Genomic DNA, 20,612 nt, shown 5'->3' with positions numbered 1-20,612 from the left:
GAGGAGAGACCTGATGGCAGCAGCTCAGGACGGGATCCTGGAGGAGCTGCGCCGGCTCAGAGCCCGGGTGCCGCAGCTCACGGGCGCCCTCGCGGCGGACGCCGACGGTCTCGTCCTGGCCCAGGACACCCCGGGTGTCGATCCGGAGGCCGTGGCCGCGCTCACCGGGGCCACCCGGACGCTCGCCGCCCAGCTGGCCGACGAGACCGGCCAGGGCGACCTGCGCGAACTGCTCGTGCGGGGCATGTACGGCTACGTCGCCACGTACGCGGCGGGCGCCGGGGCCGTCGTCACGCTGCTCGCGCAGGACCGGGTCAACGTCGGCCGGCTGCATCTCGAGGGCCGCCGGGCGGGTGCCCGGATCGGGGAGCTCGTCGACAGCGCGGCCACCGCGCACACAGAAGCCATCACGAAGGCGCCCGCGAAGCCCGCTCCGGCACGTGCCAGAGCGGCTCGCACGTCCCGGGCCAAGCCCACGGACCCGCGCGCCGCGGCCACCGCACCGACGGCGGCCCGCACCACCACCGAAAGTTGAGAGAACGAGGAGACACAGTCATGGCCAACACCGAAACCACACTGAAGGAGGCTCTCGCCTCCATCGAGGGCGCGACCGGCGTCGCGCTCGTCGACTACACCAGCGGCATGGCGCTCGGCACCATGGGCGGCAGCAAGGGCTTCGACCTGAACGTGGCCGCCGCGGGCAACACCGACGTGGTCCGCGCGAAGATGCGCACGATGGAACACCTCGGCCTCAAGGGCCAGATCGAGGACATCCTGATCACCCTGTCCGACCAGTACCACCTGATCCGCCTGATCAGCGGACGCGGTGGCAACGGCCTGTTCCTCTACCTGGTCCTGGACGCCAAGCGCTCCAACCTCGCGATGGCGCGCCACCAGCTGAAGCAGATCGAGACCGACCTGGAGGTGTGACCCGGGAGCACCGGAACTAGACGAGTGCCGCGGTGCGGCGGCGCGATCCTCCCGGGGCCGCGTCGCCCGCCGCGATACCCGTGCTGCGGTACGCCTTGACCGCCTTGCCGGCCGGGCGGCCACCGTTCCCGGCGAGCCAGTCGACCCGCACCCACAGCAGTGCGTCCTCGGCCCGCTCGCGCCGCCCGAGCCAGGCGGCCTTGAGCCGCAGTCCGGTACCGCACCCGGCCAGCAGCATGCCGCCGGCGACGGGCACGGCGAACGAACTCGCCAGCGCGACCAGCCAGGCCAGCAGCAGCCACCAGCGGTGTCCGCGGCGCCAGTTGCGCACACTGACCGCACGGTCCTGCAGCACATCGTGCTTTCCCGCGCGAGCGGCCGCCCGCCCCAGCGTCGTGTACCGCTTGCGGCGGCTGTACGACACCACGGCCACGGCGACGATGAACAGCGCCGCGCCCGCCATCACCCCGATCCGGCGCCCGGTCAGGCCCGGGATCAGCAGCCCGACGCCCGCCGCGCACACCCCGAGCCACCACAGCGGCGCCGCCCCGGCCCGCACGACGACGGCCACCCGAGCCAGCCCCTGAACCCTGCGATCTGCGCGTGCCACGTCCCGCCTCCTCGTCGTCCTGGCACAGTCCTGCCGGTCGGGGAGAGTAGCGAGCGAACGTGAGACGAGCCTGAAAAAACGCCCTACTCCACGAAGAGTCCCCGCGCCGCCGCCCGCGCGTCGAACTCCTCCAGCCGGGACTGCGCGTCCGGCAGGTCGTCGCACATCGCCTCCAGCAGCACCCGGCCGAGGAGCATCGGCGCGCACGCGGTGTCGAAGGCGAGGCCGGTGCCGACGGCGGCGGGCAGCAGCAGGTCGGAGACCTTGGCGACCGGGGCGAAGGCGGAGTCGGCGACCGTCACGACGCTCAGGCCCGCCTCCTTGGCGTAGGCGAGGGTGTCGACGACCTCGCGGGGATGCCGGGGCAGCGCGAAGCACAGCAGGGTCGTGGCGCCCGCGCGGACGGCGGCGTCGATGCGGTCGTGGATCATCGTGCCGCCCTCGTTGAGCAGCCGTACGTCCGGATGAACCTTGGCGGCGAAGTACGCGAAGCCGTACGCCTGGGAGGCGGCGGCCCGCAGACCGAGCACCGGCAGGGGGCGGGAGGCCGCGAGCAGCCGGCCGGCCCTGTGCACCGGCCGCGGGTCGGCGAGGATCTCCGCCAGGTGCCTGAGGTTCTCGATCTCGGCCTCGACGGCCTGCTGGTACTCGTTGTACGACGCCGAGGCCGTCGACTGTTCGGTGGGCGCGACCTCGCGCAGGTGCCTGCGCAGGGCGGGGTAGCCGTCGAAGCCGAGGGCGACCGCGAAGCGGGTGACGGAGGGCTGGCTGACCCCGGCCAGTTCGGCCAGCTCCACGCTGGACAGGAACGGCACGTCCCCGGCCCGCCGCACCATGCTGTGCGCGATGCGCCGTTGGGTCGGCGTGAGCCGGTGCCCCTCGAACAGTGCCTGCAGCCGTCCCGCGGGAGTGTCCACTCCAGCCGTGTCGCTCATGCCTCGCGCCCCCTCCAGATGTCCGTGAACCGGTCGAGCAGTGTCGTCGCCGCCGTCACGTCGCCCGTGAGCGGCCGGTCGGCCGGGTCCTCTTCGAGCACCGCCTCGGCGAGCTCCAGCGCGCGGCCCACCGGGAGGTCCGGGTCGGGCCTGAGGTCGCGCTGGCGCAGCGCCCGTACGGCGGCGACGAGTTCGCAGCCGACGACGAGACGGTACGCGCCGCACGCGCGCAGTGTCTGACGGGCGGCGAGCGAGGCGAAGCTGGCCTGTTCCTCGACGCCTCGGGAGAGTACAGCGTGGCCGAGTGAGGCGGGCGCGGAGAAGGCCCGCAGATCGCCGAGGGCGGCTCCGGCGGCGTACTCCAGGATCATCACGCCGGAGGAGGCGGGCTCCGGGTCGGCGAGGAAGGGCCTCAGGCGGGTGAAGGCCGGCTCGTTGAGCGTGGAGAGCCGGGACGTGGACAGCCGGGCGACCTGGGTGAGGGCCAGCCTGAAGTGGTCGAGAGCAAGGGCGAGTTGGGCCTGGTAGAAGCCGCCGTGGTGGTAGGCGGCCATGTCCTCGGGAGAGATGAGCGGGTTCTCGGCGGCCGCGTTGATCTCAATCGCGAGGACCTCCTCCAGGGTGTCGGCGGCGTCCTGGGCGGGCCCGTGGATCTGAGGGAGACACCGGAAGCCGTACGGGTCCTGGATCCGGCCGAGCGGCGGGGTGGGCCGGTCCTCCGCCCCGATCAACTCCCGCATCCGCCGCGCCACTTCGACGGACCCGCGGTGCGGCCGGGCGGCGTGCACGGGGGCGGCGTACGCCTCGTGCGACCCGTCGACGGCCAGCAGCGACAGCGCCCCGACGACCTGCGTGGCCTCGATGAGCCCGCGCAGTTCGTGCAGCGCGAGGGCGGCCTGGCCGAGGGTGAGGGCGTTGCTGCTGATGAAGGCGAGGGCGTCGTTGTTGTCGAGGAGTTGGGGCTCGGGGGCAGCGCCGTTCGCCCCTCGCCAAGGATGCTCTCCCGCCAGCGCCAGACCCACCTGGGCCAGGGCCGCGATGTCTCCCGTGCCCACCGAGCCGAACTCGTTGACGACCGGGTACGCCCCGCTCTCCAGCGCCTCGCACAGGGCCGTCACGACGGTCGGCCGCAGCCCCGCGCCCCCCGCGAGCAGTTGGTTGGCCCGCACCGCGAGCGTCGCCCGGACCTGCCGGGCCGGGAGTTCCTCGCCGATCGCGCCGGCGTGGCTGCGCAGCAGCCGCAGACCGTGTTCGGCGGCCGCCTCGGTGGGCACGTCCTCGTTCCGGTTGGCGCCGACACCGGTCGAGCGGCCGTAGACGCGTCCGGTCGCGGCGATCTGGCGGGCGGCGTCCCAGGACTCCGTCACGCGCTTCATCGCGTCGGTCCCGGGCACCGGTCGCGCGCTCCCGTCGGCGAGGCGGACGACGTCCGCGACGCCGAGACCGATCCCGTCGAGGATCACCAAGCGCGTATGCCCGGCCGTGACGGGATCAGGAGTGTCCACGATCCGAGACGACATCTAGCTCAAACTCCCCTCAAAGCGGACATTCGATCTTGCCTGGCGGTCATCCGTTACCTCGGATTAACACCGAACCGTTGACAACCTATTCAGCTACCGAGAACTCTGCATGACGTTATACAGCCGGGCAAGGGACATCTCATGATCCAGTTCGACACGGTCCACAAGCGCTTCCCCAACGGCACGACAGCAGTGCACGATCTCACCCTCGACATGCCGGAGGGCGGTGTGACCGTCCTCGTCGGATCCTCCGGTTGCGGCAAGACGACCACCCTCAGAATGATCAACCGGATGGTGGAGCCGACCTCCGGCACCATCAAGGTCGGCGGCAAGGACGTCACCCAGCAGGACGCGGCCGAACTGCGCCGCTCCATCGGATACGTCATCCAGCAGTCGGGCCTCTTCCCGCACCGCACGGTGCTGGACAACATCGCCACCGTCCCGCTCCTGCTCGGCCACGGCCGCAAGAAGGCCCGGGCCCGGGCGTCGGAACTGCTGGAGACCGTCGGCCTGACCGCCGAGGCAGGCAAGCGATACCCCCACCAGCTCTCCGGCGGCCAGCAACAGCGCGTCGGCGTCGCCCGCGCCCTCGCCGCCGACCCGCCGGTGCTCCTCATGGACGAGCCCTTCGGCGCGGTCGACCCGGTGGTGCGCACCCAACTCCAGGACGAACTGCTCCGACTCCAGAAGGAGTTGAGCAAGACCATCGTCTTCGTCACGCACGACGTCGACGAGGCCGTACGCCTCGGCGACCGCATCGCGATCTTCCGGACCGGCGGTCACCTCGTCCAGTGCGCCCCGCCCGCCGAGCTCCTCGCCCGTCCGGCCGACGACTTCGTGGCCGACTTCCTCGGCGCCGAGCGCGGCCTGAAGCTGCTCTCGCTGAAGACCCTGGCCGAGGTCCCGCAGGGCCCGGCCCCGGACGGCGGCGCCTGGACCCTCGTACGCGACGAAGCCGGGAAGCCGGCGCACTGGCGCTCGGCGGACGCCCTCGAACTCCCCGTACGGCCCCTCAAGGACAGCGACTCCCTGCTCGCCGCCCTCGACGAGTCCCTCGCCTCCCCCACCGGCCTGGTCGCCCGCGTCGACGCCGACGGCGTCCTGACCGGTGTCACCTCCCGCGACGAGATCCACCGGCACGCCGGCCGCGCCCACGCGGAAGCCCGGGTGGCCGCATGACCATCGACTGGTCGTGGATATCCGGCCACACCGACGACCTGACCACGCTCACGGTCTCCCACCTCCAGGCTGCCCTGAGCGCCGTCTTCTTCGGCCTGCTGATCTCGCTGCCCCTCGCGGTGGTCGCCCACCGGATCCGCCCCCTGCGCGGCTTCCTGCTCGGTCTCTCGAACGTCCTGTTCACGATCCCGTCCATCGCGATCTTCGTGCTTCTGCTGCCGGTCAGCGGTCTGACCCGCACCACGACCGTGATCGGCCTGACGGTCTACACCCTGGTCGTCCTGCTGCGGAACACGGTCGAGGGCCTCGACTCGGTCCCCGCGAAGACCAAGGAGGCCGCGAAGGCGATGGGCACGCGCCCCCTGCGCACGCTCCTCACCGTCGAACTGCCCCTCGCACTCCCGGTGATCATGGCGGGCGTGCGGATCGCGACCGTCATGTCGATCTCCCTGGTGTCGGTCGCCACCTACATCGGCGACGGCGGCCTCGGCCAGCTCTTCACCGACGGCTTCCAGCGCGACTTCCCGACCCCGGTGATCGTGGGCGTGGTCCTCACGCTCCTGCTCGCCGTGGTCGCGGACGCCCTGCTGGTGGCCCTGCAGTACGTCCTGACCCCGTGGCGGCGGAGGCGAGCCTGACATGTACGAACTCTTCAAGAACCTCGGCTCCTGGCTGACCAGCGGCTCCCAGTGGACGGGAACGGACGGCATCGCCCACCGCCTCGCCGAGCACCTCCAGTACTCCCTCCTCGCGACCCTCGTCGCGGCCGCGATCGGCCTCCCCCTCGGCCTGCTGATCGGCCACACCGGCAAGGGCGCCTTCCTCGCGATCAACCTGGCCTCCTTCGGCCGCGCCCTGCCCACCGTCGGCCTGGTCGTGCTGGTCTTCCTGGCAGGCGGCCTGTCCATGCTCCCGGTCTACGTCGCCCTGGTCGCCCTCGCGGTCCCGGCGATCGTCACCAACACCTACGCCGGTATGTCGGCCGTCGACCCGGACGTGCGCGATGCCGCCCGCGGCCAGGGCATGCGCGGCCACCAGGTCCTCCTCCAGGTCGAACTGCCGCTCGCGCTCCCCCTGATCATGACCGGCCTGCGCCTGGCACTCATCCAGGTCGTCGCCACCGCGACCATCGCGGCCTACGTCTCCTTCGGCGGCCTGGGCCGCTACGTCTTCGACGGCCTCGCCCAGCGCGACCTCGTTCAGGTGCTCGGCGGAGCGGTGCTGGTCGCCGTGGTCGCCGTGGCCCTCGACCTGCTGCTGTCCGGCCTCCAGCGCTTCCTCTTCCGCCACCGCACTGCCTAGGGATCCCTCCGATGAACCGTCGCACTCTCCTCGGCGCGCTCGCGGGCGCAGCCGTCACCGTCCCCGCCCTCTCCGCCTGCTCCAGCGGCGTCACCTCCCTCGACGGCCAGGGGAGCTCGTCCGGTGGCGGCGGCTCCAGCAAGGGCGGAGTCACCATCGGCACCGCCAACTTCACCGAGAACCAGGTGCTGGGCTACCTCTACGCGGCGGTGCTCCAGCAGGCCGGCGTGAAGGTGAAGGTCCGCCCCAACCTCGGCACCCGAGAGATCGTGATCCCCGCGCTCAAGGCGGGCGACATCGACCTGCTGCCCGAGTACCAGGGCGCCCTGCTCAACTACCTCGCCCCGAAGGACGCCTCCGCCGAGCCGGGCACCATGCAGAACGCGCTCACCCTGGCGCTGCCCGGCGGCCTCCAGGTGCTGCCGTACGGCCAGGCGGCCGACTCCGACTGCTTCGTCGTCACCCGGGCGACCGCACGGAAGTACGGCCTGACCTCCCTCGCCGATCTCGCCAAGCAGAACGGCGAGCTGGTCATCGGGGCCGCGCCCGAGGTGAAGAAGCGCCGGGTGGGCGCGGTCGGGCTGAAGGACGTGTACGGCGTCGAGTTCAAGGAGTTCAAGTCGCTCGACTCGGACGGCCCACTGGTCAAGGGCGCCCTGAAGAAGGGGGACGTGGACGTGGCGAACCTCTTCACCACCGACACCGACATCGCGGCCAACGGCTGGGTGGTGCTGACCGATCCCAAGAACCTCATCCCCAGCCAGCACATCGTCCCCCTCATCGCCGACCGCAAGGCCGACGACACGGTCCGCAAGGCGCTCGCCCGCCTCGGAAACGTCCTCACCACCGAGCAGCTCACCCAGCTCAACAGCCAGGTCGACAACGACAAGAAGGACCCGGAGGACGTGGCGAACGCGTACGCGAAGCAGCACGGGCTGGCGTAGGACGGACCCCCGCCGCAACAGGGGGGATAACCCCAGTGCAGCGGGCGTTCCGGCTGCCTACCGTGGGTTCCATGACCCCAATGGATGAGCGGGACCCCGAACTCAAGAAGGAACTCAACGCCACCCTGCAGGCCCGCAGGGAACTGGGCGAGGAGTACGAGTCCGCGCTGGTCGACTCGTTCCTGGAGAAGGTCGACCAGCGGATCGACGGCGCCGTGGACCGCCGCCTGCGCCGGCAGCTCGCCGAGCAGCAGATGGTGACGGCCCGGGGCGCCCGCTCGCCCAGGCCCACCGACTCCTTCGGCGAACGCTTCGGCTTCGGCATCGTCTCCCTGGTGCTGGCGATCCCGCTCTCCGCCATCGGCGGCGGCATCGCCCACCTGCCCGGCCTCCTGGTCGCCTGGGTCGGCATCGTCGGAGTCAACGCCTTCCAGGCGCTGCGCCTCAACCCCGACCTCTTCCGAGGCGGCCGACGCACCAAGCCGTCGTCCTCACAGAGCAGCGACTGGGAGGGCTGACCCGGCGCTCACACCTGCGCGGTCGGCAGGACCACGACCTGGCGCAGGTTGACGTGCCGGGGCCGGCTGGTGACGTAGGCGACGAGATCCGCGAGTTCCGTGGAAGACAGCGCGCCCATCGCCTCGGCCATCCCGCCGACCTGCTCCCGCAACCCGTCGTTGTCGATGTGCGTGGCCAGTTCGGTCTCCGTCAGCCCTGGCTCGATGTTGGTGACCCGCACGCCCCGCGGCCCGAACTCGGCGCGCAGCAGCGCCGAGAGATGGGTGACCGCGGCCTTCGTCGCCCCGTACACGGCGTAGTTGGTGAAGTTGGTGACGTGCGCGCCGATCGACGAGACGTTCACCAGGTCCGCGCTGCGCCCCTGCGCCGCAGCCTCGTTCAGGTCCTCGGCAAAGGCACCGACGACCCGCAGGACACCGGTGACATTGGTGTCGATCATCCGCTGCCACTCGTCGACCCGGGCGTCCACGATCGGGTTCGGCAGCATCACACCGGCGTTGTTCACCACCAGGTCGACGCTCCCGTACGCCCCGTGGACGCTCTCCACGGCGGCCGCCACGGACGCGCCGTCGGTCACATCGGCCACCACCGCCAGCGCCTGTCCGCCGCCGGCCCGGATCTTCCCGGCGATCGCCTCCAGCCGCTCACCGCGCCGCGCGAGGAGCGCGACCCGCGCCCCCTGCGCGGCCAGCAGCACGGCCGTGGCCTCGCCGATGCCACTCGCGGCTCCGGTGACGACGGCGGTACGTCCGGCCAGATTCTCGTACGACATCGATGTACTCCTCGGTGGAATGCCCGCCGGGGCGTCTCCCCGGCCTCGTCCACCACCCTGCGGCGCCCGGGCCGCCGTACCCAGGGATGCGCTTTTCCTGGGTCTGCCAGTACCAGGCTCGGATCCCGGCCCTCCCCTACGATCGAACCCATGGACGGGGATCTCGGAGACTTTCTGCGCTCGCGCCGCGCCCGCATCCAGCCCGAGGAGGTGGGGCTGCTCTCGTACGGGCGGCGCCGCGTGCCCGGACTGCGCCGGGAGGAGGTGGCGCAGCTGGCCGGGGTGAGCGTCGACTACTACATCCGGCTGGAGCAGGGCAGGGGCCCGAGCGTGTCGGACGCCGTCCTGGACTCCATCTCCCGGGTGCTGCGCCTGGACGAGACCGAGCACGCCTATCTGCACGCGGTCGCCCGGCCGCCGAAGAAACGGACGAACCGGCGCCGCGAGGCCGCGCCACGCGTGCGTCCCGGCATCCAACTGCTGCTCGACAGCATGGAACGCACCCCCGCCTTCATCCTCGGACCACGCATGGACGTGCTCGCCTGGAACGCCCTCGCCGACGCGGTGAGCGGCTACAGCCGCATGGCTCCCGCGCGGCGCAACGTCGTCCGGCAGCTCTTCCTGGAGCCCCAAGGACGCGACCTCTACCCCGACTTCGCCGCGGTCGCCGCCCAGACCGTCGCCCATCTGCGGCTGAACGCCGGCGCCCACCCCGACGACCCCGGACTGCGCGACCTCGTCGGCGAACTCTCGCTCAAGAGCGAGGACTTCCGCCGCCTGTGGGCCGATCACCAGGTCAAGGCGTGCATGTACGGCGTCAAGCGGGTCCGCCACCCGGTCGCGGGCCTGCTGACCCTGCCGTACGAGTCCCTGGTCCTGCCGGAGAGTCCGGACCAGACCCTCGTGGCGTACACACCGGAGCCGGGCTCGGAGACGGCGGAGCGACTGGCGCTGCTGGGAAGCTGGGCATCGAGTCCCACCCGCTGAGGGGCGGCCGCCGAGCGCGGCGGCAAAAAAATATCGCGGGGACCGCCGCACCCCCGTTACCGGGGGGCGGGACGACGGCGGTCCCCGCGAGGGACGTCGACCGGGTCAGGCCAGGTCTCACGTCCGGCGTCCATGGAGGTCCGGGAGCCGCTCCGGAGGTCCTAGGACGTTTCGGTTGCCGGCCGGGGCGGGGAGCCGCTCCCGCCCTTGCCGACATCCATCAATGTGCCGGACCCGTGTTAAGCGTGTGCTGCGCGGACGTGACGCCCTCGTACCAGTTCCGCGAAGTCCGATCGTTCGCCGTCCCAGACGTCAATCCACGGCACGGCTCATCACCCGATCTGCTGGTTCAGTCCGCCATCCACTCACCAGCCGTGCCGTCCACCTGCATATTTCGAGGTGCCCGAACTGTTCATCCCACCTCGAAGAGGTATCCGTATGTCCGGCTGGTCCAGGAGCTTCCTCAATCCCTCACTCGTCTCGGCTCTGGAAGCCGGGCGCAGCTTCGAGGAGTGGCTCGGCGGCCGGATACCCGGCGTGGACTACGCCCGGATCAGTGCCGACCAGAGCACACGGTCCGCCGTCCTGGCCAAGGGGCGCGAAGCCGGGACAGGCATTCGTCATCAGCACGAGGAGAACATCGAGACGGCCGACGCGTTCGGGGTGGCCATCGTCCGGTTCTACGAGGACAACGGCCTGACAGCGGCACAACCCACTGTCGTACGACCGGCGTTCGTGGAGGTGGTCGACGCGCTGCACTGCCGGAGAACCACCGACGGCCATCCCGTCCAGGCCCTCGTGGCAACGGAGCGGGAACGCGTGTGGCGCTTGGCTGCGGACTTCGCCCGGGTGCGTCAGGCCCTCACCGTCACCGAGGAAGGGCTCTTCATCGAACGCCAAGCCGTGTTCGATCTCTGCTCGACGGACAGCACCGGCAGCGCGAGCGCCTGCGCCGAGGAGGTCTGGAGGACAAAGGAGCGCATCGAGCGCCACATCCGCCGACGTGCCATCGACGGCGGGACTCCTGGAGGGCGCAGACGCTTCGGTTGGCTCTGCCCGGATCCCCGATCAGGACGCAAGATCAACATGCTCAGGGATCCCGACGAGTGGCCCGTGCTGCGGGAGATGATCGAATCGGCGCTGCGCGGAACGAGTTGGAACGACATCGCCAGAAAGCTGAATGCGCGGGAGATCCGGACAGCGTCGGGAAACCGGTGGAGCGGAGCGACTGTCCGCCAGGCTCTGACCAACCCCGTGATGTGCGGATACCGGGCCATCCATGGGCAACTTGTCCAGGACCCCACCACCGGTCTGCCCGTCGTGGGCCAGTGGGACACCCCCGCGACCGTCGACGAGTGGCAGGCACTGGTGGACCTCTCCCGACGGCGTGGCGCCAACCGAGGCACCCGCCTGACGAACGGCAGTCCGCCTGCAGGACAAGAGCCTCGGAGCTTCCGTAAGTACCTGTTCAGCGGATATCTGCGCTGCGGTGCCCGTCGGGACGACGGCACCACCTGTGACGCCAAGATGGGTGGTTGCGCACGGCCGACGGCGAACAACCCCGACAACGCCGTGTATGTGTGTGCTGCCCTTGACTGCGGAGGCACCGCTCGCAATGTCCGTGACGTCGACCGCTACCTTGAGGAGATCGTTCTCTCCCTGCTGAGCGAACAGCGCAGCACCGCCGATGGCAGGCAGCCGGAGTGGGCCGGTACGGCGCTGCTGCAACGCCTTGTCGGACAGCGCGAATCTCTCGCTGTCGAGATGACCGATCTTGAGGCCCGTATCTCCGGTCTGGAAGCGGCTCGGGCGGACCACCGACGGAACAGGCAGGCCACTTCGGCGGGCAGGGACCCCTCACAATGGCCCGTGATGAGCCTCGCTCAGCGGCGGGCGGCGATCGCCGGCGTCCTGGAATCGGTGACCGTCCTGCCGCTTCCGCCCGGACGGTCGCGTCGTGCCCCGTTCGATCCGGGACTGCTGCGGATCAGATACTCGGCATGAACTGACGGGTCACGAGGGGTGTTGCCGTCCTCGCATGCGAAGACGCTGAGGACGGCGAACACTCCTGCGCGTCACTCCGCCGCGCGCGCCATGTACGCCAGAAGGTCCTGACGGGTCACGACCCCGGTCGGCTTGCCCTCGACCAGCACCATCGCCGCGTCCGCGCCGCCCAGGATCGACATCAGATCCACGACGGGCTCACCGGAACCCACCAGCGGCAGGGGGGCCGACATGTGCTTCTCCAGCGGGTCCGTGAGGTTGGCACGCTGGGTGAACAGCGCATCCAGAAGGTCCCGTTCGACGATGGAACCGACCACCTCCGCCGCCATCACGTCGGGGTGTCCGGCACCCGGCTTCACCACCGGCATCTGCGAGACGCCGTACTCGTGCAGCACCTCGATGGCCTGGCCGACCGTCTCGTCCGGATGCATGTGGACCAGGTGGGGGATGATGCCTTCCTTGTACTTCAGCACGTCCCCGACGCGTGCGGTCGGGCCCGTCTCCTCGAGGAACCCGTAGGACGCGAGCCACTCGTCGTTGAAGATCTTCGAGAGGTACCCGCGCCCGCTGTCCGGGAGCAGGACCACCACGACGCCGTTCTCGTCCAGGCGCTCGGCGACGCGCAGGGCCGCGACGACGGCCATGCCGCAGGAGCCGCCCACCAGCAGGCCCTCCTCCTTGGCCAGCCGGCGGGTCATCTGGAAGGAGTCCTTGTCCGACACCGCGACGATCTCGTCGGCGACGGTCCGGTCGTAGGCGGTCGGCCAGAAGTCCTCGCCGACGCCCTCCACGAGATACGGCCGCCCCGACCCGCCGGAGTACACGGACCCCTCGGGGTCGGCGCCGATGACCTGGACCGTGCCGTCACTGGCGTCCTTCAGATAGCGGCCGGTGCCGGAGATGGTGCCGCCGGTGCCGACGCCCGCCACGAAGTGGGTGATCTTCCCCTCCGTCTGCTCCCACAGCTCGGGGCCGGTGGAGTGGTAGTGGGAGAGCGGGTTGTTGGGGTTGGAGTACTGGTCGGGCTTCCACGCGCCGGGCGTCTCGCGCACCAGCCGGTCGGAGACGTTGTAGTAGGAGTCCGGGTGCTCGGGGTCCACGGCGGTCGGGCAGACGACGACCTCGGCGCCGTAGGCCCGCAGGACGTTGATCTTGTCCGTCGACACCTTGTCGGGGCACACGAAGATGCACTTGTACCCCTTCTGCTGCGCCACGATGGCGAGCCCGACCCCGGTGTTTCCGCTGGTCGGCTCGACGATGGTGCCCCCGGGCTTCAGCGCCCCGCTCTCCTCCGCCGCCTCGATCATGCGCAGGGCGATGCGGTCCTTCACGGAGCCGCCGGGGTTGAAGTACTCGACCTTGGCCAGGACGGTCGCCTTGATGCCCTTGGTCACGCTGTTGAGCCTCACCAGCGGGGTGTTGCCGACGAGGCTGATCATCGAGTCGTGGAATTGCACCGTTGTCTCCGGATGCTTGCAAAGAAGTGGTCCTAGTGGTCCGGCCAGCCTATGGCCTGATCGGGCGCCATGACGGTCGTTCACTCCCTGTTGGGATTGGGCCACGGTCCGTGCGGGGCAAGGAGTGGGTGTAGCGGGTTCGACGGAGGTGGCGGCGACGTATGACGAGCATGTCGAGGGCGAGGACGGCCAGGCGGATCGCGGCCGGCGCTGCGTACGGCGGCGGCGGGATCGGTCTGGTCGGCGCGGCGGCCATGGGGCTGCTGCTGGCGGAGGTGCGGCTGGCCAGGCGCCAGGTGGGCAACGGCACGACGCCGCATGTCCCGCAGGCCGAGGGCCGGTACGGCCATGTCTACGCCACCGCCGGCGAGCCGCCCCTGCGGCTGGTGATGCTGGGCGACTCCACGGCCGCGGGCCAGGGGGTGCACCGGGCGGGCCAGACGCCGGGCGCGCTGCTGGCGTCCGGTCTGGCGGCGGTGGCGGAGCGCCCGGTGGAACTGCGTAATTTCGCCCTCCCCGGGGCCACCTCGGACGACCTGGACCGTCAGGTGGCGCTGACGTTGGCGGACCCCGAGCGGATCCCGGACGTCTGTGTGATCATGATCGGCGCGAACGACGTCACGCACCGGATGCCGGCGACGCGTTCGGTGCGCCATCTGTCTTCCGCGGTACGGCGGCTGCGCACGGCCGGTGCCGAGGTCGTGGTCGGCACCTGTCCCGACCTGGGCACGATCGAGCCGGTCCAGCAGCCGCTGCGGTGGCTGGCCCGCCGGGCCTCTCGCCAGCTGGCGGCCGCGCAGACGATCGGCGCGGTGGAACAGGGCGGCCGCACGGTGTCCCTGGGCGACCTGCTGGGCCCGGAGTTCGAGGCGAACCCGCGGGAGCTGTTCGGCCCCGACAACTACCACCCCTCGGCGGAGGGCTATGCGACGGCGGCGATGGCGGTGCTGCCGACGGTGTGCGCGGCCCTGAGCCTCTGGCCGGCCGACGAGGACCGCCCGGACGCCTCCCGCCGTGAGGGCTTCCTGCCGGTGGCGAGGGCCGCGGCGGAGGCGGCGTCGGAGGCGGGCACGGAGGTCGCGGCCGCGATGCCGACGGGTCCGAAGGGGCCATGGGCTCTGCTGAAGCGGCGGCGCAGGCGGCGGGTCAAGGAGGCGGAGCCGTCACCCACCAGCGCGACGGGCGTCCAGTGACCCTGTCGGCGCAACCGCCGCCGTACAAAGCAAGCGCTTAGACAAAGGTCACACCGCCACCCCCGTGACCCAGCCCATACGTACGGGTAACTTCCCAAGCAGCCACGACCCGAAGACCGAAGAACCACCCTCGTACGCCAATGGAGCCGTGATGCCCGAAGCCGTGATCGTCTCGACCGCCCGCTCCCCCATCGGCCGCGCCTTCAAGGGCTCCCTCAAGGACCTGCGCCCGGACGACATCACCGCCACGATCATCCAGGCCGCCCTCGCCAAGGTCCCGGAGCTCGACCCCCGCGACATCGACGACCTGATGCTCGGCTGCGGTCTGCCCGGCGGCGAGCAGGGCAACAACCTCGGCCGGATCGTCGCCGTACAGATGGGGATGGACCACCTCCCCGGCTGCACGGTCACCCGCTACTGCTCCTCCTCGCTCCAGACCAGCCGGATGGCCCTGCACGCCATCAAGGCCGGCGAGGGCGACGTGTTCATCTCGGCCGGTGTCGAGATGGTCTCCCGCTTCACCAAGGGCAACTCCGACAGCCTCCCGGACACGCACAACCCCTTCTTCGCCGAGGCCGAGGCCCGCACCGCCGCCGTCGCCCAGCAGGAGGGCACGACCTGGCACGACCCGCGCGAGGACGGCCTCGTCCCGGACGCCTACATCGCGATGGGCCAGACGGCCGAGAACCTCGCCCGCTCCAAGGGCGTCACCCGCCAGGACATGGACGAGTTCGGCGTCCGCTCGCAGAACCTCGCCGAGGAAGCCATCAAGAACGGCTTCTGGGAGCGCGAGATCACCCCGGTGACGCTGCCCGACGGCACGGTCGTCTCCAAGGACGACGGCCCGCGCGCCGGCGTCACCCTCGAGGGCGTCCAGGGCCTGAAGCCGGTCTTCCGCCCCGACGGCATGGTCACCGCCGCCAACTGCTGCCCGCTCAACGACGGCGCCGCCGCGCTCGTCATCATGAGCGACACCAAGGCCCGCGAGCTCGGCCTCACCCCGCTCGCCCGTATCGTCTCCACCGGCGTCTCCGGCCTCTCCCCCGAGATCATGGGCCTCGGCCCGGTCGACGCGAGCAACCAGGCCCTGCGCCGTGCCGGCCTCACCATCGACGACATCGACCTGGTGGAGATCAACGAGGCGTTCGCCGCCCAGGTGATCCCCTCCTACCGCGACCTCGGCATCGACCTCGACAAGCTGAACGTCAACGGTGGCGCGATCGCCGTCGGCCACCCCTTCGGCATGACGGGCGCCCGCATCACCGGCACGCTCATCAACTCCCTCCAGTTCCACGACAAGCAGTTCGGTCTGGAGACCATGTGCGTGGGCGGCGGCCAGGGCATGGCGATGGTCATCGAGCGTCTGAGCTAAAAGACGACAAGAACGTCAACGCTCCGTATCCGTACGGGCACTTAGTGCCACTCTTTGGCCCAGAACCGAGGAAACTCCAAGGTTCTGGGCCGATTTGTGATCCAATCTCCCCCAGGATGTGACCTATCTCCCTTCTGGAAGGGATCTACGCAGGTCAGAGCCGTTTCACCACCAAACCCCCGACCCAAAGTCCTGTCCGATTCGTGACGTTACGCACTGACAGTTGGATAGTCCGCCCTTCAAGCTGATGTAGGAAGTCGGGGGTCGACTTTGAACCGGGAGTACGTCAGTGAGCGCCATGCCGATCGCCTTGTTGGTCACCACGGCCGCCACGGGCGCCGTGGGCGTCGCCGTCCTGCGCACCCTCATGGTGTTGCGCCGACAGGTCGCCGCCCTGCACACCGAGCTCGCCAGGAACAACACCGCGCCCCTACGGGGTCTCGTACCGGCCGCCCGTCCCGCCGCTGACGTCGACGAGATACGCGCCGCCGTGGCCGAGGCCCTCGCCGAGGAACGCGAGCGCGAACTCGCCGAGGCGCGTGCCTTCTGGGCCGCCCAGGAAGCACGGGACGGCTCCGACGCGCCCTCGCTGCTCGGACTGCCCGACAGTGACCTGTTCCTGCCCCGGCAAGCCGATTTCGTGGGCCTGGAGCCGGTGTCGGAGGCTTCGGCCGACGCGGACGAGTTCGCCGGCGGCACCCCCGGAGACAGCCCCGAACTGGCCGCGGCCCGCCGCCGCCACCCCTCCCACCCGGACTTCGTCCCGGTCGGCTCACCGGTGGTCGGCGACCACGAGCGAACCGTGGCGACCCTGGAGGACCTGGCCGCCTCCGGCACCGCACTGGCCGATGTCCGCCCGGGGCCCCTCGGCACGCTGGACGTCTACGTCTTCGCCGACGGCACGACCCTCTGCATGACCCCGGGCCACCGCGAGACGGCCGAGCGCCTCTCCGCGGCCCTGCGCGCGGGCGAGACACCGGTGCTGCTGGGTGGCTCGGGCATCTCCGGCGCGTACACGCTGACGTTCGCGTGCGGCGAGGAGAACGTCTACATCCTGGCGGACCGGGTCATAGCCTCCCTGTAGGAGTCACACTCCGGCACGCTGCTGTGCCTGCGCCACCAGTTCCATCGCTTCTTCCACTTGGCTCTCGTCCGTCAGGACGAGAGCCAAGTCATGTACGGCCACCGTGATTTGGTCGGCCGCGGCGAACATCCCCGCGTCCGGCATCTCGCGAGGTTCGGTCCCGGGCTCCTCGAGAACCTGCGTCCGACGGGCGAATTCCCGGGCCAGTCCCAGCGCCTCAGCGGCGGCGCCCCGCTGCAACCGGCTCTGCGGCGCGGCCCGCAGACGGTCGGCGAAATGGTCCACAGCCCGGGTCAGACGCGAGGTATCAGCCACCCGGCAACCGTACGCGTCCCACCGGGACTGTTGCCAACAGGCGAACGCTCAGGCACCGTGACCTGAAGGACCGGCTTACATCCCCTTTGCGTCCGGAGGCGCCGATGTCCCACGTCCTCTCCGAGGAGACCCACCGCAACCTGCTCGCCCGCATCCCCCACTGCACCGGTCGTGAAGTCTCCGACTGGCTCCGCACCGTCGATGAAGGCCCGGCCCTCTTCCGCTTCGAGGAAAAGGTCAGCTGGCTCCGCCACGAACACAACCTCGCGTACGGCCACGCCAAGGCGATCATCCACGAGTACGACATGAGGAGGGCCGCGCGCAGGTACTTCTGAGCTGCGCACATGCCGAAGGGCCCCCGGTCGGAACCGGGGACCCTTCGCCGTACGACCTGAACGACCGTCGAGGACTAGTCGTTGCTGTTGAGGATCGCGATGAGTCGCAGGAACTCCATGTAGATCCACACCAGCGTCAGCGTGAGACCGAACGCGGCCAGCCACGCCTCCTCGCGCGGGGCGCCGTAGGCGATGCCGTCCTCGACCTGCTTGAAGTCGAGGGCGAGGAAGCACGCGCCGAGCAGGACGCCGATGATGCCGAACAGGATGCCGAGGCCGCCACTGCGGAAGCCGAGGCCGTCACCGCCGCCGAAGGCGGCGAACAGCAGGTTGACCACCATCAGCAGCATGAAGCCGAGCGCGGCCGCCATCACGAAGCCGTAGAACCGCCGGTTCACGCGGATCCAGCCGGCCTTGTACGCCACCAGTACCGCGGCGAAGACCGCCAGGGTGCCGATCACGGCCTGCATGGCCGCGCCGCTCGCGATGCGGTTGTCGACGACGCTGGAGACGACACCGAGGAACACGCCCTCGAACGCGGCGTACGACACGATCAGCGCGGGCGTGGCCGTGCGCTTGAAGGACTGCACGAGCGCCAGGACCATGCCGATCACCGCGGCACCGATACCGATGCCGTACGAGCGGCCGATGTTGGCGTCGTCGACGGGCAGCAGCGCCCAGGCGAGCGCGGCCGTGACGATCAGGATGCCGAGCGTGGTGCCGGTGCGCATGACGACGTCGTCCATCGTCATCCGGCCGGTGGTCACCGGGGTCTGCGGCGGTGCGGCCTGCTGCAGGTCCTGCTGGGCATAGGGGTTGGTCGCGTACGGGTTGCCCTGCGGCTGCGCGTAGGGGCTGCCCTGCGTGCCCACGGCTGCGCCCCCGGCCTGCGGCGCGGTGTTGAAGCCCGCGTAGCCGTTGTCGCGGCTGAACCCCCGTCGCGAGAAGACCGGGTTGCTGCTCCTCATTTCACTCCTCCATGGCCACCGTCTGTGGACCTTGCCCTCAAGAGTAATGGGTAGGCAAAGGAATGACCCTAGTGCTTGAGGAGGATCTTCCCTCGTTGTGCTGGCCAACACGCTACGCGTACGCGTGATTCCCGGCACTGGAGGGGCCTCACTCGAAGGGGAAGCCGGTGTATCCCTCGGCGAGGTCGGTCTCGGCGGCCCGCGAACCGGCGATCCGCTCCAGCCGGGCCAGCTGCATCCGGTCCTCGAAGGGAGTGGCGTCGGGTGCCCGGTGCAGGAGGCTCGTCATGTCGTACGAGAACCGTTCGGCCTGCCACACCCGGCGCAGGCAGGTCTCGGAGTAGGCGTCGAGGCGCTCGGCCGAACCGGTCTCCTTCTCATGCGTCAGCGCCCTCGCGAAGGTCACGACGTCTCCCACGGCGAGGTTGAGGCCCTTGGCGCCGGTGGGCGGGACGATGTGCGCGGCGTCGCCGGCGAGGAAGAGACGGCCGTGGCGCATCGGCTCGTGGACGTAGGAGCGCATGGGGGTGACGGACTTCTGGGTGATCGGGCCGCGTTCCAGGGTCCAGTCGTCGTCCGTCTCGAAGCGGCGCTCCAGCTCGTCCCAGATCTCCTCGTCCTCCCAGCTCCCGGCGTCCGTGCCCTCGGGGACCTGGAGGTAGAGGCGGGAGACGGACGGGGAGCGCATGGACAGCAGGGCGAAGCCGCGGTCGTGGCGGGCGTAGACGAGTTCGTCGTGGGAGGGCGGGACGTCGGCGAGGATGCCGAGCCACGCGAAGGGGTACGCCCGCTCGAAGACCTTGGTCAGTTCGGCGGGTATCGCCTGCCTCGCGACGCCCCAGAAGCCGTCGCAGCCGACGACGTACTCGCACTCCAGGACGTCCTCGCGGCCCTCGTGCCGGAAGCGGACGCGCGGGGTGTCGGTGTCGGCGCCCTCGACGGCCAGGGCCTCCGCCTCGAACAGCAGGGGGCCGCCGTCCTTGAGCTGGAGGGCGATGAGGTCCTTGCAGACCTCGGTCTGGGCGTAGACCATCACGGACCGGCCGTCGGTGAGGGCGGGGAAGTCGACGCGGTGACGCTTCTTGTCGTGGCGCAGCTCGATGCCGTCGTGCGGGAGTCCCTCGCGGTCCATGCGTTCCCCGGCGCCGGCCGCGCGCAGCACGTCGACCGTGCCCTGCTCCAGGATCCCGGCGCGCTGGCGGTGCTCGACGTAGGCGCGGTCGCGGCTCTCCAGGACGACCGAGTCGATGCCGGCGTGGTGGAGGAGCCGGGCGAGGAGGAGGCCGGCGGGGCCGGCTCCGATGATGCCGACGGTGGTACGCATCGGGCGTTCCCTTCGGAGACCTTCATGGTGTTCGCCTGGTGAAATTTCTTTCACTTTCGTGCGATGAGTCTGCGCCGGGGGCCTGCCGATGTCAACGGTCCGTGCGGCCGCCGGACCCGCGGAAGGCTGCCGCGGGCCTGGCGGCCGGACGGGTCAGCGGCCGGGCCAGCCGTCCAGGTGGCGGTGCATGGTGACGTCGTCCTGCGCGTCGCCCTTCGGGGCGTCGGCCACGGCGTCCTGGAGGACGGTGTTGACCTCGGCGGCCAGGGCGTCGGCCCGGGTCCGCAGGTCGGCCGCGGGGATCCGGGAGCGGGTCAGGGTGTCCAGCCGGTGGTGGATGTCGGCGAGTTGGCGGCGGTGGTCGGAGTCGAGGGTGAGCGGGGCGGGCGTGGAGACCACGAACTGATAGGCGCCGGCCAGGGTCTGGCAGCCGGTGCAGCTCTTGTTGGTGGCGTCGCTGAGGTTCACGGCGTTCAGGCGGGTGTGCTCGCCCGCCATGGTGACGATCTGGAAGGACAGCGCGACCGAACGGCAGGCGTCGTCGGCGGTGCAGCCCGACGAGACCGCGTTGGCCTGGTTGCGCACGGAGGCGGCGTTCACCTTGCCGAACTGCCGGATGGTGAACGAGTCCTTCGCCTCCGTGTGGTCGAGACGGTCGGCATGACTGAAGACATGGTCCGACGCGACGGCGACCTTGGTCGCCCCGCCGGTGGCGGCCTGCGCCGGCACGGCGGTCGCCACACCGGCGACACCGGCGGCGAACAGCCCCACGCGAACGGCACGCCGGGTGAACGGGGTGGAGGTACGGGGTTTTCGGTGGCTGTTCAAGGGATCTCCCTGAATGGATGGATGAGTACGGATG

At 70.5% G+C, this 20,612-nt stretch carries 22 protein-coding genes; 13 read left to right on the top strand and 9 right to left on the bottom strand.

Going from position 1 to position 20,612, the window contains the following annotated elements:
• Positions 1–13: 13 nt before the first annotated feature.
• Both OG841_RS27455 and OG841_RS27450 read left to right on the top strand, forming a co-directional pair.
• Positions 14–535, top strand: coding sequence for a roadblock/LC7 domain-containing protein (locus OG841_RS27455; RefSeq protein ID WP_371566999.1), 522 nt, complete (start codon positions 14–16; stop codon positions 533–535).
• A 20-nt stretch (positions 536–555) separates the two neighbouring features.
• Positions 556–930 carry a hypothetical protein gene (locus OG841_RS27450; protein WP_326667692.1) on the top strand — a complete coding sequence of 125 codons (375 nt, stop codon included), beginning with the start codon at positions 556–558 and terminating at the stop codon, positions 928–930.
• A 16-nt stretch (positions 931–946) separates the two neighbouring features.
• Here the strand turns inward: OG841_RS27450 and OG841_RS27445 are convergent, their stop codons facing one another.
• The 3 genes from OG841_RS27445 to OG841_RS27435 form a co-directional block, all read right to left on the bottom strand.
• Positions 947–1,540, bottom strand: a complete 594-nt coding sequence (locus tag OG841_RS27445; RefSeq protein ID WP_328639060.1) for a hypothetical protein — start codon at positions 1,538–1,540, stop codon at positions 947–949.
• A gap of 83 nt (positions 1,541–1,623) precedes the next feature.
• A complete protein-coding gene (locus tag OG841_RS27440; RefSeq protein WP_328639061.1) occupies positions 1,624–2,475 on the bottom strand; it encodes a MurR/RpiR family transcriptional regulator in 852 nt (283 codons plus the stop codon).
• Positions 2,472–3,995, bottom strand: coding sequence for an aromatic amino acid ammonia-lyase (locus OG841_RS27435; RefSeq protein WP_371566998.1), 1,524 nt, complete (start codon positions 3,993–3,995; stop codon positions 2,472–2,474). Before OG841_RS27435 ends, OG841_RS27440 begins: the two co-directional genes overlap by 4 nt.
• 141 nt (positions 3,996–4,136) lie before the next feature.
• Between OG841_RS27435 and OG841_RS27430 the strand changes: the two genes are divergently transcribed.
• The 5 genes from OG841_RS27430 to OG841_RS27410 all read left to right on the top strand — a co-directional run bounded on the left by OG841_RS27430 (position 4,137) and on the right by OG841_RS27410 (position 7,938).
• Positions 4,137–5,174 (top strand): ABC transporter ATP-binding protein, encoded by a 1,038-nt coding sequence (locus OG841_RS27430; RefSeq protein WP_365118604.1) that lies wholly within the window; start codon positions 4,137–4,139, stop codon positions 5,172–5,174.
• Positions 5,171–5,812 (top strand): ABC transporter permease, encoded by a 642-nt coding sequence (locus OG841_RS27425; RefSeq protein ID WP_266518422.1) that lies wholly within the window; start codon positions 5,171–5,173, stop codon positions 5,810–5,812. Before OG841_RS27430 ends, OG841_RS27425 begins: the two co-directional genes overlap by 4 nt.
• A 1-nt stretch (position 5,813) precedes the next feature.
• Positions 5,814–6,476, top strand: a complete 663-nt coding sequence (locus OG841_RS27420) for an ABC transporter permease (RefSeq protein WP_328639064.1) — start codon at positions 5,814–5,816, stop codon at positions 6,474–6,476.
• 11 nt (positions 6,477–6,487) lie between these two features.
• Positions 6,488–7,420 carry an ABC transporter substrate-binding protein gene (locus tag OG841_RS27415; protein ID WP_326667683.1) on the top strand — a complete coding sequence of 311 codons (933 nt, stop codon included), beginning with the start codon at positions 6,488–6,490 and terminating at the stop codon, positions 7,418–7,420.
• An 80-nt stretch (positions 7,421–7,500) separates the two neighbouring features.
• Positions 7,501–7,938 (top strand): hypothetical protein, encoded by a 438-nt coding sequence (locus tag OG841_RS27410; protein WP_328643561.1) that lies wholly within the window; start codon positions 7,501–7,503, stop codon positions 7,936–7,938.
• 8 nt (positions 7,939–7,946) lie between these two features.
• Here OG841_RS27410 and OG841_RS27405 read toward each other — a convergent pair whose 3' ends face one another.
• Complete coding sequence (locus OG841_RS27405; protein ID WP_328639066.1) at positions 7,947–8,711, bottom strand: SDR family oxidoreductase; 765 nt, start codon at positions 8,709–8,711, stop codon at positions 7,947–7,949.
• Between the two features lie 150 nt (positions 8,712–8,861).
• Between OG841_RS27405 and OG841_RS27400 the strand changes: the two genes are divergently transcribed.
• Together OG841_RS27400 and OG841_RS27395 are read left to right on the top strand one after the other, a co-directional pair.
• On the top strand, positions 8,862–9,698 hold the full coding sequence (locus OG841_RS27400) for a helix-turn-helix transcriptional regulator (protein WP_328639067.1): 837 nt from the start codon (positions 8,862–8,864) through the stop codon (positions 9,696–9,698).
• 438 nt (positions 9,699–10,136) lie between these two features.
• Positions 10,137–11,702: a recombinase family protein gene (locus OG841_RS27395; protein WP_328639068.1), complete on the top strand. Its 1,566-nt coding sequence runs from the start codon at positions 10,137–10,139 to the stop codon at positions 11,700–11,702.
• 71 nt (positions 11,703–11,773) lie between these two features.
• On the opposite strand, the gene OG841_RS27390 is transcribed toward OG841_RS27395, so the two are convergent.
• The gene (locus OG841_RS27390) at positions 11,774–13,159 is read right to left on the bottom strand and encodes a cystathionine beta-synthase (RefSeq protein WP_328639069.1); all 1,386 of its coding nucleotides are present in this window, start codon (positions 13,157–13,159) and stop codon (positions 11,774–11,776) included.
• A 161-nt stretch (positions 13,160–13,320) separates the two neighbouring features.
• On the opposite strand from OG841_RS27390, the gene OG841_RS27385 reads away from it, so the two are divergent.
• The 3 genes from OG841_RS27385 (at position 13,321) to OG841_RS27375 (ending at position 16,808) form a co-directional block, all read left to right on the top strand.
• Entirely contained in the window at positions 13,321–14,352 is a 1,032-nt protein-coding gene (locus OG841_RS27385) for an SGNH/GDSL hydrolase family protein (RefSeq protein WP_328639070.1), read from the top strand.
• Between the two features lie 151 nt (positions 14,353–14,503).
• A complete protein-coding gene (locus OG841_RS27380) occupies positions 14,504–15,724 on the top strand; it encodes an acetyl-CoA C-acetyltransferase (RefSeq protein WP_266384096.1) in 1,221 nt (406 codons plus the stop codon).
• A 289-nt stretch (positions 15,725–16,013) separates the two neighbouring features.
• On the top strand, positions 16,014–16,808 hold the full coding sequence (locus tag OG841_RS27375) for a hypothetical protein (protein WP_328639071.1): 795 nt from the start codon (positions 16,014–16,016) through the stop codon (positions 16,806–16,808).
• A 3-nt stretch (positions 16,809–16,811) separates the two neighbouring features.
• On the opposite strand, the gene OG841_RS27370 is transcribed toward OG841_RS27375, so the two are convergent.
• Positions 16,812–17,123, bottom strand: a complete 312-nt coding sequence (locus OG841_RS27370) for a hypothetical protein (protein ID WP_328639072.1) — start codon at positions 17,121–17,123, stop codon at positions 16,812–16,814.
• A 104-nt stretch (positions 17,124–17,227) separates the two neighbouring features.
• Between OG841_RS27370 and OG841_RS27365 the strand changes: the two genes are divergently transcribed.
• Complete coding sequence (locus OG841_RS27365; RefSeq protein ID WP_069764017.1) at positions 17,228–17,458, top strand: DUF4287 domain-containing protein; 231 nt, start codon at positions 17,228–17,230, stop codon at positions 17,456–17,458.
• 74 nt (positions 17,459–17,532) lie between these two features.
• Here OG841_RS27365 and OG841_RS27360 read toward each other — a convergent pair whose 3' ends face one another.
• The 3 genes from OG841_RS27360 to OG841_RS27350 all read right to left on the bottom strand — a co-directional run bounded on the left by OG841_RS27360 (position 17,533) and on the right by OG841_RS27350 (position 20,578).
• Positions 17,533–18,426 (bottom strand): Bax inhibitor-1/YccA family protein, encoded by an 894-nt coding sequence (locus OG841_RS27360; protein WP_328639073.1) that lies wholly within the window; start codon positions 18,424–18,426, stop codon positions 17,533–17,535.
• Between the two features lie 148 nt (positions 18,427–18,574).
• Positions 18,575–19,750, bottom strand: coding sequence for a 4-hydroxybenzoate 3-monooxygenase (locus tag OG841_RS27355; RefSeq protein WP_328639074.1), 1,176 nt, complete (start codon positions 19,748–19,750; stop codon positions 18,575–18,577).
• A 153-nt stretch (positions 19,751–19,903) separates the two neighbouring features.
• Entirely contained in the window at positions 19,904–20,578 is a 675-nt protein-coding gene (locus OG841_RS27350; protein ID WP_328639075.1) for a hypothetical protein, read from the bottom strand.
• Positions 20,579–20,612: the final 34 nt, after the last annotated feature.

It is taken from the genome of Streptomyces canus (assembly GCF_041435015.1).
Classification (GTDB): Bacteria; Actinomycetota; Actinomycetes; order Streptomycetales; family Streptomycetaceae; genus Streptomyces; species Streptomyces canus_G.
This window is presented reverse-complemented; position numbering and strand designations above follow the sequence as displayed.